1 protein-coding gene is annotated in these 15,044 nt (G+C 72.2%); it reads right to left on the reverse strand.

The genetic code is table 11. The annotated features are described in order from the left end of the window. Nucleotides 1-166: 166 nt before the first annotated feature. Entirely contained in the window at nucleotides 167-15,031 is a 14,865-nt protein-coding gene (locus tag SLV14N_RS02410) for a type I polyketide synthase (RefSeq protein WP_263267809.1), read from the reverse strand. Between the last annotated feature and the right edge of the window lie 13 nt (nucleotides 15,032-15,044).

Below are 15,044 nucleotides of genomic sequence, written 5' to 3' on the forward strand. Positions count from 1 at the left end.
CCGGCGGCCTCGACGGCAGGCCCGGGAGCCCGCCGGCACCGGCTCAGGGTGTCCTGTGGGAAGGGGTGGCCCGGCTTGAGGCCGCCCGCTGAGGTGCTGCCGGACCGCACCGGCTCCGGCAGCACCTCAGCGGGCAGCCGGAGCCGGTGTGCGGGCGGTCAGCCCGTCATGACCCGCCGAGTTCCTGCTCGATGAAGTCGAACAGTTCGTCGTCCGATGCCTGGTCCAGCCGGTTCTCCAGCATGGCGTCCGGATCCTCGGAGAGGTTGTCGAGCCGGTCCATGAGTCCCTGCAGCCGACCGCGCAGCGAGGGCCTGGCGGCAGTGTCGTCCATGAGCCGCTCGGTCTGTGCCTCCCAGGCGTCGAGCGGGCCGGATGCGGAGTCCCCGTGGGCCGACCGCTGCTCCACCGCGGGGCCCAGCCTGCCGAGCAGATGGTCGGCGAGGCCGCCCGGTTCCGGGTAGTCGAACAGCAGGGTCGCGGGCAGCCTGGTCCCGGTCACGGTGGTCAGACGGTTGCGCAGCTCGACGGCGGTCAGCGAGTCGAAGCCCAGCTCCAGGAAGCCGCGTTCGGGGTCGATCGCGTCGGCCGAGGTATGGCCCAGCACCAGCGCGGCCTGGCCCAGGACGGCATCGAGCACCGCCTGACGCCGGTCCGTCTCCGGCAGCGCGGCGAGGCGGGTGCCGAGCTGATCGGCTTCGGCGGACGGCGCGGGGCCCGGCCGGCCGGCCGAAGGCCGGGGCCGCGGACCGGCCAACGACCGCAGCAGCGGGGGAACTTCGCCGGCCGCGGTCTGCAGCGCCGCCATATCGAGCCGGGCCGGGACGAGGAACGGCTCGCCCGTGGCGAGTGCGGCATCGAGCAGCGCCAGTGCCTGGTCCGACGGCATGGGGCGCACCCCGCCCCTGGCCATCCGGTGGAGGTCGGTCTCGTCCAGCTTGGTGGTCATCCCGCTGCGTTCGGCCCACAGGCCCCAGGCGAGGGAGACGGCGGGACGGCCCGCGGCCCGCCGGGCGTGGGCGAAGGCATCGAGGAACGCGTTGGCCGCCGCATAGTTGCCCTGTCCGACCCCGCCGAAGGTCCCGGCGAGCGAGGAGAACAGCACGAACGCCGTCAGGTCGAGGTCGCGGGTCAGCTCGTCGAGGTGGAGTACGGCATCAGTCTTGGCCCGCAGCACGGTGTCCATACGGTCCGCGGTCAGGGAACCGAGCACCCCGTCGTCGAGGACGCCCGCGGTGTGGATCACCGCGCTGAGCGGACGTTCGGCGGATACGGAGGCCAGCAGCCGGGCGGTGTCGGCCCGGTCGGTGAGATCGCAGGCAGCGATCTCGACCTCGGCTCCCAACTCGCGCAGCTCCTTCTCCAGTTCGGGCATCCCTTCCGCCGTCCGCCCACGACGGCCGGCGAGCAGCAGACTGCGTACGCCATGAGCCGCCACCAGATGACGGGCGACGAGCCGGCCGAGCATGCCGCCGCCCCCGGTGATCAGCACCGTGCCGTCGCCGCCGAGGCCCCGGAACGGCTCGGCCGCCCGGGCCCGCACCAGTCGCGGCACCCGGGCACCGCCCTCGCGCAGGGCGATCTCGGGTTCGCCGGTCGCCAGGGCAGCGGGCAGCGCTGCTGCTGACCGTGCCGTGCCGTCGTGGTCGAGCAGGGCGAAGCGTCCCGGGTTCTCGGCCTTGGCGGTGCGGACGAGGCCCCAGACGGCGGACTGCGCCAGTCCGGGAACCGCCGCGCCGGCCCGGTCCGCCACGGCGTTACGGGTGCACAGGACCAGCCGCGAGGCGCTGAACCTCTCGTCGCGGAGCCAGGCCTGTGCCAGGTCCAGTGCGTGGTGCACGGCCCGGCGGGTGGCCTCGGCCGGATCGCCCTCGGCCGGCAGGCAGCCGATGAGGACCGTGGCGGGTACCTCGGCCCCGGCGTCGACGGCCGCGGTCAGCGCGGACAGATCCGGGTACCGGGCGTTGTGGTCACCGGGGACCTGGGGTACCTCCGTGCCGATGACCGCATACGGCTCGGCCGGAGATTCGCTCAACGCCAGGTCCGCCCAGTCCATCCGGTACAGATCGGCCGGCTTCGGTCCGGCGGCGGCCAGCCGTGCGGGGTCGACCGGCCGCAGAACGCAGGCCGGTATCGCGGCGAGCGGGGTGCCCGATGCGTCCGCCAGCTGCACTCCATAGGTGTCGTCGGACTGTCGGACGAGACGGACCCGCACGGTGTCCGGGCAGGCCGCGTCTGCCGCGGTGACCGCCCGGAAGCTGAAGGGCAGCACGGCCCGTTCGGTGTCGGGTGCGGCCAGGGCGACCGTGTGCAGCGCGGCGTCCAGCAGCGCCGGATGCAGGACGAAGCCGGTGTCGCGGTACTGCTCGGGCAGGGTGACCTCGGCGAACACTTCGTCGCCCCGGCGCCAGGCGGTGTGCAGACCGCGGAAGGCCGGTCCGTAGGCGAAGCCGTTCGCGGCGGTGCGCTCGTACAGGTCGGAGACATCGACCGGGTCGGCACCCGGCGGGGGCCAGGCGGTGAGGTCGGCGGGCGTCCCGGTCTCGGGCGGGCCGTCGGCGAGGGTGCCCTCGGCGTGCCGGGTCCAGGGCTGCTCCTCGCCGTCCGTGCGGGTCGCCGGGCGCGCGTGCACGGACAGCGGGCGACGGCCCGACTCGTCCGCCTCCCCCACGGTGACCTGAAGCTGCACCGTGCCGTCCTCCGGGACCACCAGCGGGGCCTGCAGGGTGAGTTCCTCCACGTGGCCGGCGCCGGTGCGTTCGCAGGCCTGGAGTGCCAGTTCCAGGATTCCGGTGCCGGGGAACAGCAGCGTGCCGTCCAGGGCGTGGTCGGCCAGCCACGGCTGACGCCCCGCCGAGAGCAGCCCGGTGTACAGGGCACCGCCGGAACCGGCGAGCGGCACCGCCGCACCGAGCAGCGGATGCCCGGCCGCCTCCAGCCCCACGTCAAAGACGTCGGTCGGGTCCGTGGCAGCCTCCAGCCAGTACCGCTGCCGCTGGAACGGGTAGGTCGGCAGCGGCACCCGCCGGGCGCCCGAGGACGCGAGGCAGCGCTCCCAGTCCGGGCCGTGGCCCCGCAGATGCAGCTGGGCCAGGGCGGTGGTGAGCGACTCCGGTTCCTCGGTGTCCCGGCGCAGCAGCGCACCAAGGAAGATGCCGTCCGTCGTGGTCAGGCACTCGTCCGCCATGGCGGTCAGCACCCCGGACCCGAGGTCGAGAAGGGTGCGCGCGCCCAGCTCTTCCAGGGTGCGGGTCCCGTCGTGGAAGCGGACCGCCTGCCGGACGTGGCGCACCCAGTAGTCGGGGCTGCACAGCTCCTCGGCCGTGGCCGGACGGCCCGTGACGTTCGACACGACGGGCACGGCCGGCGGCTGATAGCTCAACTCCGCCGCCACGGAAGCGAATTCGTCGAGCATCGCGTCCATGCGGGCCGAGTGGAAGGCATGGCTGACCCGCAGCCGCTTGGTCCGGTGTCCCGCGGCGGCCAGGTGTCCGGCGACCTCGGTGACGGCGTGCTCGTCGCCGCTCAGGACGGTGGCGGCCGGTCCGTTGACCGCGGCGACCGCGACCCTGCCCTCGTACGGTGCGAGCAGCGGCAGTACGTCCTCCTCGGCCGCATGGACGGACACCATGGCTCCGCCGGCGGGCAGGGCCTGCATCAGCCGGCCGCGTGCGGCGACCAGACGGCAGGCGTCCGCCAGGGAGAACACCCCGGCGACATGTGCGGCGGCCAGTTCACCGATCGAGTGGCCGAGCAGCAGGTCCGGATGCACCCCGTAGCTTTCGAGCAGCCGGAACAGGGCGACTTCCAGGGCGAAAAGGCCGGCCTGGGTGTAGACGGTCCGGTCGAGGAGGTCCGCCTCGGGTGTGCCGGGCCGGGCGAACAGCACCTCGCGCAGGGGCCGGTCGAGGTGGCCGTCCAGGTGTGCGCAGACCGCGTCCAGGGCGTCGGCGAAGGCGTCATGGGTCGCGTAGAGGCTCCGTCCGGTCCCGGCGCGCTGTGATCCCTGCCCCGGGAAGAGGAAGGCCAGCTTTCCGGGGCGGGCGCGGCCCACAGCGACCCGTGGGTGCTCCCGGCCGTCGGCGAACGCCCGGAGTGCCGCGGTCAGTTCACCGGTGTCCTGGCCGAGGAAGGCTGCCCGGTCCTCGAATCCGGTGCGCGAGGTGGCCAGGGACAGCGCGATATCGGCAGGGGTGAGCCCGGGGTTGCGGGCGAGGTGTTCCGCCAGCCGCCGGGCCTGGGCCCGCAGGGCCGGGGCGCCCCGGGCGGACAGCAGCCAGGGGACAACGCCCGTCGGCGCGCCCGCGGTCTCCGGCTGACGGCCCTGTGGGGTGACGCCCGACTCGACGACCACCACCGGCTGGGGCTCCTCCAGGATCACATGTGCGTTGGTCCCGCTGATGCCGAAGGCGGAGACACCGGCCCGGCGCGGACCGGCGCCCGGTGTCCACTCCTGCGGCTCGCCCAGCAGCCGCACGTTCCCCGCCGACCAGTCGATGTGCGGCGACGGCCGCTCGGCGTGGAGGGTGCGCGGCAGCACTCCGTGCCGCATCGCCTGCACCATCTTGATGACTCCGGCGACACCGGCCGCGGCCTGGGTGTGGCCGATGTTCGACTTGATCGAGCCGAGCCACAACGGGCGTTCCGCGGGACGTTCCTGGCCGTAGGTGGCGAGGAGCGCCTGCGCCTCGATCGGGTCGCCGAGCCGGGTGCCGGTCCCATGGGCCTCGACGGCGTCGATGTCGCCCGTGGACAGTCCCGCGTTGGCCAACGCCTGCCGGATGACGCGCTGCTGGGAGGGCCCGTTGGGTGCGGTCAGCCCGTTGGAGGCGCCGTCCTGGTTGACGGCCGTGCCCTTGACGACGGCCAGCACCGGATGTCCACGCCGACGGGCTTCGGACAGCCGCTCCAGCAGGACGACACCGACGCCCTCGGCCCACCCGGCGCCGTCGGCATCCGCCGAGAACGCCTTGCAGCGGCCGTCGGGAGCGAGTGCCCGCTGCCTGCTGAACTCGATGAAGGTCTGCGGGGTCGAGATCACCGTCACACCGGCGGCCAGGGCGAGCGTGCATTCCCCGGACCGCAGGGCCTGGGTCGCCAGATGCAGGGCGACCAGCGACGACGAACACGCCGTATCCACCGTGACGGCCGGCCCCTCCAGACCGAAGGTGTAGGCGATACGGCCGGAGGCGACACTGCTCGCGCTGCCCGTCGCCAGATGTCCTTCCATGCCCTCAGGGGCGGTGCGCGCACGGGAGCCGTAGTCCTGGTAGTTCGAACCGACGAAGACGCCGGCCGCCGTGCCACGGAGCATCTCCGGGTCGATGCCCGCCCGTTCGACCGCTTCCCAGGAAGTCTCCAGGAGGAGCCGGTGCTGGGGGTCGATGGCGACCGCCTCACGCGGCGAGATCCCGAAGAATGCCGGGTCGAAGTGGTCGGCGTCGTAGAGGAACCCGCCGTCGCGGGCGTAGAACGTGCCCGGCTTGTCGGGGTCCGGGTCGTAGAGCCGCTCGATGTCCCAGCCGCGGTTGGTGGGGAAGCCCGAGACGGCGTCGGTGCCCTCTTCGAGCAGCCGCCACAGCTCCTCGGGTGAGTCGGCCCCGCCCGGGTAGCGGCAGCTCATCCCGACGATGACGACCGGATCGTCGTCCACCGGAACGGCAGCCGCGGCCGGGGCCGCGCTCTCCGGCACCGCGCCGAAGAGCCCGTCGTGGAGGAACGCCGTGAGCCCGGCCGCCGTCGGATGATCGAACACCAGGGTGACCGGCAGCCGCAGGCCGGTCGCCTCGGCAAGCCGGTTGCGCAGCTCGACAGCGGTCAGCGAGTCATAGCCCAGCTCACGGAACGCCCGGTCGGCGGGGATCGCGTCGGGTCGGTCGTGGCCGAGGACGGCGGCGGCCGCGGCCCGTACGCCGTCCAGCAGCGCCGCACGCCGCTCCCCCGGCGCGAGTTCCCGCAGCCGTACGACGAGCGGCGCGGCGTCGCCGCGCACCGCGGCCTCCTCGGTGCCGTCGCCGACCGACGCCTGGACCTCGGGCAGCTCACTCACCGCGGCGACCCGCCGGGCCGTGGCCCTGCGCCAGTCGACGTCCGCGACGACCAGGAACGTCTCACCCTGGTCCAGGGCCGTCTGCAGGGCGGAGACGGCCAGGTCGGGATCCATCGGCGGCACTCCGTCACGGCGGAGCCGCTGCGCCAGTTCCTCTCCCACCAGACCGCCGCCGCCCCACGCTCCCCAGGCGATCGACGTCGCGGGAAGTCCCTCGGCGCGGCGCTGCAGGGCGAGCGCGTCCAGACACGCGTTTGCCGCCGCGTAGCTGCCCTGGCCGGGCCCGCCGAGTGTGCCCGCCATGGAGGAGAACAGGATGAACGCCGACAGGTCCAGGTGCCGGGTCGCCTCGTGGAGGACGAGTGCGGCCCCCGCCTTCGGCTCCCACACGGTCTCCGCGCGGTCCGGGGTGAGCTGGTCGATCACCCCGTCGTCGAGGACTCCTGCCGTGTGCACCACCGCGGTCAGCGGCTGCTCCTCCGGCAGGCTCGCGAGGAGTGCCGTCACCGCCGCCCGGTCGCTGACATCACACGCCCGCACGGTTGCCCGCGCTCCGAGCGCGGCCAGCTCCTTGACGAGGTCGGCGGCGCCCGGCGCCTCGGGGCCCCTGCGGCTGACGAGTACGAGATGCTCCGCGCCGTTGCGGGCGAGCCAGCGGGCGAGGCGCCCGCCCAATGCGCCCGTCCCACCGGTGACCAGGACGGTGCCACGCGGCCGCCAGCCCTCCCCGGCCGGCCGGTCCCCCGGGAGCGACCGCAGCATCCGGCGGGTGAAGACTCCGGACCCACGCAATGCCAGCTGGTCCTCGCCGGGGCCCTGCGCCAGCAGCGCGACCAGCCGTCGGCCGGCCCGGTCGTCCCACTCGCCCGGCAGGTCGATGAGTCCGCCCCACCGCTGCGGATATTCGAAGGCGGCGATCCGGCCCAGCCCCCACGCCATGGCCTGCATCGGGTGGTCAAGGGCATCGGCACGGTTCACCGACACCGCGCCGCGGGTCGCACACCACAGCGGAGCGTCGATCCCGGCGTCACCGAGCGCCTGCAGTAGCGACGTCATCAGGACCAGCCCGGCCGGCAGGGTCTCCGTGGCGGCCCACGGCTGCTCGTCCAGGGCCACGAGGGAGAGCACCCCGGCGATCGGGCCGGCCGCCGTACCAGCCTCGTCGCGCAGTCGGCCCACCAGTCGTTCCCGGTCACGGTCCTCCGCACCGACGGTCAGGGTCCTGATGTCCGCGCCGCCCGACCGGAGCGCGCGGACAACGCCCTCGACCAGCGGGTCTTCCTGATGACCGGCGGGGACGACGACCACCCACGTACCGTCCAGGCCGGTGCGCTCGGGCTCCGCCCGGGGTCGCCAGACGATCCGGTAGCGCCACCCGTCGACCGTGCTCCGCTGCTGCCGTTGCTTGTGCCACAGCGAGAGCGCGGGAAGGACCTCACGCAGCGCACCGTTGTCGGACAGCCCGAGCGTCTCGCCGAGCGCGTCCGCGTCCTCGCGCTCGATGGTCTCCCAGAATCCGGCGTCGACGAGTCCCGAAGCGGCCGACCCTGCTGCGGGCTTGTGCGATGCGAGCCAGTAGCGGCGGTGCTGGAAGGCGTAGGTGGGCAGGTCCACGAGCTGCGGACGATGCGCGGCGAACGCCGGGGACCAGTCCACGTCCACACCGTTCACATACAGCTCACCGAGCGAGGTGTAGAGCCGCGACAGACCACCGTCATCACGGCGCAGCGTCCCCGTCACCACCGCCTCCGCACCGGCAGCCTCGGCGGTCTCCTGCACCGGCATCGTCAGGACGGGATGCGGGCTGACCTCCACGAACACCCGATGATCCAGCGCCAGCAGCTCACGCACCGCAGGCTCCAGCCGCACCGTCTGCCGCAGATTGCGGAACCAGTACCCGGCGTCCATCTCCGCCGTGTCCAGCCAGTCACCCGTCACCGTCGAAAAGAACGGAACGGAAGACGCCCGGGGCACGATCGGCGCCAAGAGCTCAAGCAACTCCGCGCGGATCGACTCCACATGAACCGAATGCGACGCGTAATCCACCTCGATCCGACGAGCCCGCACCTCGCGCTCCCCGCACTGCGTCACCAGCTCATCCAGCGCATCCGCATCACCGGAGACCACCACCGACGACGGACCATTGACCGCCGCAACCGAAACCCGACCACCCCACGGCTCGATCAACTCCGATATCTCGGAGGAGGACAGTGCCACCGACACCATCCCGCCCCGACCGGACAGCGCACGGATCGCCTTGCTGCGCAGCGCCACCACCCGGGCGCCGTCGTCCAGACCCAACGCTCCGGCGACGCAAGCCGCGGCAATCTCGCCTTGACTGTGGCCGACCACCGCGGCCGGCTCCACACCATGAACCCGCCACACCTCCGCCAACGACACCATCACCGCCCACAACACCGGCTGCACCACATCCACCCGGTCCAGACCCGGCGCGCCTTCAGCCCCACGCAACACAGCACTCAACGACCAGTCGGTGAACGGCTCCAACGCCGCCCCACACTCCGCCAACCGCTCAGCAAACACCGGCGAAGAATCCAGCAACTCCACCGCCATCCCCAGCCACTGCGCCCCCTGACCAGGAAAGACAAACACCGTCCTGCCCGGATCACCCACCGCAGCAGTCGGACTCAACTCCCCCAATTTTGACGCCAGTTCAGTGGTCTCCGATCCGACGACAACCGCCCGGTGCTCGAACGACGACCGCGACGCCACCAACGACCAACCCACCTCCACCGGCGACCAGCCGGCACCCGCCACCCGCGACACCAACCGCTCCGCCTGAGCCACCAACGCATCAGCAGAACGCCCGGACACCACCCACGGCACGACTACGCCACCGGAGGCCGAAGGCGAAGACGTAGGCGTAGACGTAGACGAAGCCGACTCCCCTTCCTGCTCAGGCTCCTCCACCTGCTCGACGATCACATGCGCATTGGTCCCACTCACGCCGAAGGACGAGACACCGGCGCGGCGCGGACGGCCCTGTTCCACCGTCCATGGCCGGGCCTCGGTCAGCAGCTCCACGGCGCCCGACAGCCACTCCACGTGTGGCGACGGCTCATCGGCGTGGAGCGTCGCCGGCATCTCGCCGTGGCGTAGCGCCTGCACCATCTTCATGATCCCGGCCATGCCGGAGGCTGCCTGACTGTGCCCGATGTTCGACTTGACCGAGCCGAGCCACAGTGGCCGGTCCGCCTCCCGCTCCTGCCCGTAGGTGGCCAGCAACGCCTGCGCCTCGATCGGATCACCCAGCGACGTGCCCGTACCGTGCGCCTCCACCGCATCCACCTCACCGGCCGACAGACCGGCATCGGCCAGCGCGGCCCGGATCACCCGCTGCTGCGAAGGCCCGTTCGGCGCGGTCAAGCCGTTCGACGCACCGTCCTGGTTGATCGCCGTGCCGCGGACGACCGCCAGCACCCGGTGGCCGTTGCGGCGGGCGTCCGACAGGCGTTCCACCAGCAGCACGCCGACGCCCTCGGCCATGCCCATACCGTCGGCCGCCGCCGAGAACGGCTTGCACCGCCCGTCCCTCGCCAGCCCCCGCTGACGGCTGAAGCCCACGAGACCGATCGGTTCGCTCATCACCGCCGCGGCGCCGGCGATCGCCAGGGAGCACTCACCCGAGCGAAGCGCCTGGACGGCCAGATGCAGCGACACCAGCGAGGACGAACAGCCCGTGTCCAGCGTTATCGCGGGGCCTTCCAGTCCGAGCGTGTAGGAGATACGGCCGGAGGCGATGCTTGTCACCGTTCCGGTGATGAGGTGCCCCTCCAACCCTTCCGGGGCCTCGCCGTTGCCGTATCCCTGGTAGGCGGCCCCGAAGAAGACGCCGGTCGGGGTGCCGCGCAGGGATCCGGGGTCGATGCCACCGCGCTCGATCGCCTCCCAGGACGTCTCCAGGAGAAGCCGCTGCTGCGGGTCCATGGCGAGGGCCTCGCGCGGCGAGATCCCGAAGAACTCGGCGTCGAAGTCACCGGCTGCGTCGAGGAATCCGCCTTCGCGGACGTAGCAGGTACCGGTGCGGTCCGGGTCCGGGTCGTAGAGCCCATCGAGGTCCCAGCCTCGGTCGGCAGGGAACTCCGAGATCGCATCCGTCCGGTCCCGCACCAGCTGCCACAGGTCCTCGGGCGACCGTACGCCTCCCGGATAGCGGCAAGCCATGGACACGATCGCGATCGGGTCGTCGTCTGGGGGAGCGACGGGGGCCGCGGTGTCCGGGGCGGCGGACGGTACGGACAGCGGACCGCCGGCACCGACCAGGGTGGTCTCCAGATGCCCGGCGAGCGCCTTCACGTTCGGATGGTCGAAGACCACGGTGGCGGGGAGTTTCTGTCCGGTGGCTGTGTTGAGCCGGTTGCGCAGCTCCACCGCAGTGAGGGAATCGAAGCCCAGCTCACGGAAGGCGCGGCCGACCTCGACCTCGGACGTGTCCGCGTATCCGAGCACGGCCGCGACCTGCTTGCGTACGAGGTCGGAGAGCTGCCGCTCGCGTTCGGCGGGTACCAGCCCGGCAAGCTGGGAGCGGAGCACCTCGGAGGTGCTCTCGGCGGCGTCCGTGTCGGCCTCGCCGGCCTCCAGCGCCCGCAGCACCTCGGGGACCTCGTGCAGCAGCGGGCGGCGGTGCGCGGCGGTGAAGACGGGGACGAAGCGTTCCCAGTCGATGTCCGCCACGGCGAGGAAGGTCTCATCGTGGTCGAGCGCCTGCTGGAGCCCCAGCACGGCCAGGTGCGCCGGCATGAACGGGATACCGCGCCAGCGCAGCTGTTCCTGGACCACGTCCACGGCCATCCCGCCGCCTTCCGGGCTCCAGATGCCCCAGGCGATCGAGGTACCCGTCAGACCGCGGGCGCGGCGGTGCGCCGCGAGCGCGTCGACATAGGCGTTCGACGCGGCGTAGGCCCCGTGGTCTCCGCTGCCCCAGGTGCCGGCGACGGACGAGTACAGCACGAAGGCGTCCAGTTCGTCGCGGTCGAAGAGCGCGTCGAGGTTGCGGGCACCGAGCAGCTTGGCGCGAGCGCCCTCGGCGAACTGCTCCAGCGTGGTGTCGGCCAGCGGCACGAGCAGACCTACTCCGGCCGTGTGCACGACGGAACGGATGGCCGGGCCGTCGGCCTCGACCTGGGTGACCAGCTCGGCCAGCGCGTCGGCGTCCGTCACATCGCAGGCGGCGATGGTGACTCGCGCCCCCAACTCGGCGAGTTCGTCGCGCAGTTCGTCCGCGCCCGGTGCGTCCGGGCCACGCCGGCTGGTCAGCACCAGATGCTCGGCGCCGTTACGGGCGAGCAGCCGGGCGGTGTGCGCACCGAGACCACCGGTACCGCCGGTGACCAGGGCTGTTCCGCTGGTACGCCAGGGGGTGGCCGACTCGCCGCCGTCCAGAGGGGCGCGGGTCAGCCGGCGGGTGAGGAGTACGGAGTCGCGGAGGGCAAGCTGATCCTCTTCCCCTCCCGCGGCGAGGACCCCGGACAGCAGAGCGGCACCACGGTCGTTCAGCTCCGCAGGAAGGTCGACCAGGCCGCCCCACTGCTTCGGGTGCTCCAGGGCGAACACCCGGGCCAGGCCCCAGACGGCCGCCTGGAGCGGATGCCTGACCTCGTCGTCGGAGTAACCGGTGGCGGCGGACTCGGTCGTGAGCAGCCACAGCGGAGCCTCGACTTCGGTATCGAGGAGTGCCTGCATCAGGGCCACGGACTGGACCAGCCCCACGGTGACCTCGGGGTGCCCGGCCAGTGGCCGCTCGTCCAGGGCGAGGAAGGAGACAACGCCGCTGGGGGCACCAGTCGTGAGGGAGTTGCGCAGCTGGTCGGCCACACCTTGGCGGTCGGTGGTCGACTCCTCCAGGACGAGGAGCACGGTCTCGGCGCCGCAGTCCCCCATGCCCTGGAGAGTGGCCCGTACGAGGTCGTTGTCCAGGTGGTCGGCGGGCACGACGACGAGCCAGCTGCCCTCCAACTTGGCCTGTTGCGGCTCGGGTTGGGGCCGCCAGGCGATCCGGTAGCGCCAGCTGTCGACCGTGCTCCGCCGCTGCCGGCCCTGCCGCCACGACGACAGCGCCGGCAACACCTCACGCAACGCCCCCGGATCCGCCAACCCCAACGTCGCCGCCAGACCCTCCACATCCGCACGCTCCACCGTGTCCCAGAACCGCACATCCACCGGATCCACCACACCGGTCACCGACGGCTGACCCGACTCCAGCCAGTAACGCCGACGCTGGAAGGCATACGTGGGCAGCTCGACGACCCCGGGCCGGGAAGCGGCGAACGCCGGGGACCAGTCCACCTCCACGCCGTTGACATACAGCTCACCGAGGGAGGTGTAGAGGCGCGACAGACCACCGTCATCACGGCGCAGGGTCCCCGTCACCACGGCATCCGCACCCGCCGCCTCAGCGGTCTCCTGCACCGGCATCGTCAGGACGGGATGCGGGCTGACCTCCACGAACACCCGATGATCCAGCGCCAGCAGCTCACGCACCGCAGGCTCCAGCCGCACCGTCTGCCGCAGATTACGGAACCAGTACCCGGCGTCCATCTCCGCCGTGTCCAGCCACTCCGCCGTCACCGTCGAAAAGAACGGCACCTCGGACGCCCTGGGCGCCAAGGGCGCCAAAACCTCAAGCAACTCCTCGCGGATCGACTCCACATGAGCCGAATGCGAGGCGTAATCCACATCGATTCGACGCGCACGAACCCCGCGCTCCCGGCACACATCCCTCAGCTCATCGAGCGCGTCCGCGTCACCGGAGACCACCACGGACGTGGGACCGTTGACCGCCGCAACCGAAACCCGACCACCCCACGGCTCGATCAGCTCCGCGACCTCGGACGAGGGCAGGGCCACGGATACCATCCCGCCACCACCCGACAGCGCACGGATCGCCTTGCTGCGCAGTGCTACGACCCGCGCGCCGTCCTCCAGAGTCAACGCCCCGGCGACACAGGCCGCGGCGATCTCCCCCTGGCTGTGCCCCACCACCGCAGCGGGCTCCACACCATGAGCCCGCCACACCTCCGCCAACGAGACCATCACGGCCCACAACACCGGCTGGACCACATCGACCCGGTCCAGGCCCGGGGATCCCTCGGCCGCACGCAGCACCTCGCGTGGCGACCAGTCGGTGAACGGCTCCAACGCCGCCTCACACTCCGCCAACCGGGCCGCGAACAGCGGCGAGGAGTCCAACAACTCCACCGCCATCCCCACCCACTGCGACCCCTGCCCCGGAAAGACGAACACCACATCGGCGTCGCCCTCCAAGGCTGCCGCGTCGCCCACCACCGCACCGGCGGGTGTCTCGCCCTCCGCCACGGCACGCAGTCCGGCGACCAGTGTGTCCTGGTCGGATCCCACCACCACGGCCCGGTGCTCCAGGGCCGCACGCGAAGCCACCAGCGCATGTCCCGTGTCCGCCGGCGACTGTCCGGTGATCTCCGCCCACGACGCCAGTCGGTCTGCCTGCGCCCGCAGGGCCGTCGCGGAACGCCCGGAAACCACCCAGGGCAGCGTGGTGGGCGCCGCGTCCCGAGCGGGGGAGGCTGCGGGCTGTTCGTCGGCGGGTTCCTCCGCCGGCGCCTGTTCGAGCAGGACATGGGCGTTGGTGCCGCTGCCGCCGAATGACGACACACCGGCCCGCCGGGGCGCGTCCGTCTCGGGCCACGCCGTCTCGTCGGTGAGCAGACGGACGTTCCCCTTCGACCAGTCCACATGCGGTGACGGCACGTCGACATGGAGCGTCGCCGGCAGTACGCCATGGCGTATCGACTGCACCATCTTCATCACTCCGGCGATGCCGGAGGCGGCTTGCGTATGCCCGATGTTCGACTTGAACGCGCCGAGCCAGAGCGGCCGGTCCTCGTCCCGGTCCTTGCCATACGTGGCGAGCAAGGCCTGTGCCTCGATCGGGTCGCCGAGCGCCGTCCCGGTACCGTGCGCCTCCACCGCGTCCACCTCGGTGGGCGTCAGACCGGCATCGGCCAGCGCGGCCCGGATCACCCGCTGCTGCGAAGGCCCGTTCGGCGCGGTCAGGCCGTTCGACGCACCGTCCTGGTTGGTGGCACTGCCGCGAATCACCGCCAGCACCGGATGGCCGCCGCGGCGGGCCTCCGACAGGCGCTCCAGCAGCAGGACGCCGACACCTTCGCCCCACGCGGTGCCGTCGGCGGCCGCGGCGAACGGCTTGCACCGCCCGTCCCGCGCGAGCCCTCGCTGACGGCTGAACTCCACGAAGTTCCGTGCCGAGGACATCACGGTTGCTCCGCACGCGAGCGCCATCTCGCACTCTCCGTGCCGCAGCGCCTGGACGGCCAGGTGCAAGGCGACCAGCGAGGACGAGCACATGGTGTCGACGGTGACCGCCGGCCCCTGCAGTCCGAAGCTGTAGGCGAGCCGTCCGGAGAGGACGGCTGCGGATCCTCCGGTCAGCAGATGGCCCTCGACGCCCTCCGGGGCGGTGCTCCCGTCGGCGGAAGCGGCATAGCCCTGGTTGCTCGACCCGACGAAGACACCGGCTTCGCTGCCGCGTACCGATGTCGGGTCGATGCCCGCACGCTCGAAGACCTCCCAGGAGGTCTCCAGAAGAAGCCGCTGCTGCGGGTCCATGGCGAGGGCCTCGCGCGGGGAGATCTCGAAGAAGCCGGCGTCGAACTCCGGGGCGTCGTAGAGGAAGCCGCCCTGGCGGACATAGCTGCTGCCCGCACGGTCGGGGTCCGGGTCGTACAGCTTGTCCACGTCCCAGCCGCGATCGGTCGGCATGGGCCCGATGGCGTCGGTGCCTTCGGCCACCAGCCGCCACAGTTCCTCGGGGGAGCGGACTCCTCCCGGAAGGCGGCAGGCCATGGCGACGATCGCGATGGGATCGTGCTCCCGCGACTCCACCTCCTGCAGCCTGCGGCGGGTCTGCCGCAGGTCCGTGGTGACCCGCTTGAGGTAGTCGCGGAGCTTGTCCTCGTTGTCCATGTAGCGTCAGCCC

The organism is Streptomyces sp. Je 1-4 4N24 (assembly GCF_026239515.1).
Classification (GTDB): Bacteria; Actinomycetota; Actinomycetes; order Streptomycetales; family Streptomycetaceae; genus Streptomyces; species Streptomyces nigrescens.

Coding starts and splice junctions, on each gene's coding strand:
- SLV14N_RS02410 (WP_263267809.1), bottom strand. CDS start 15,031: ATGGACAACGAGGACAAGCTCCGCGACTACCTCAAGCGGGTCACCACG.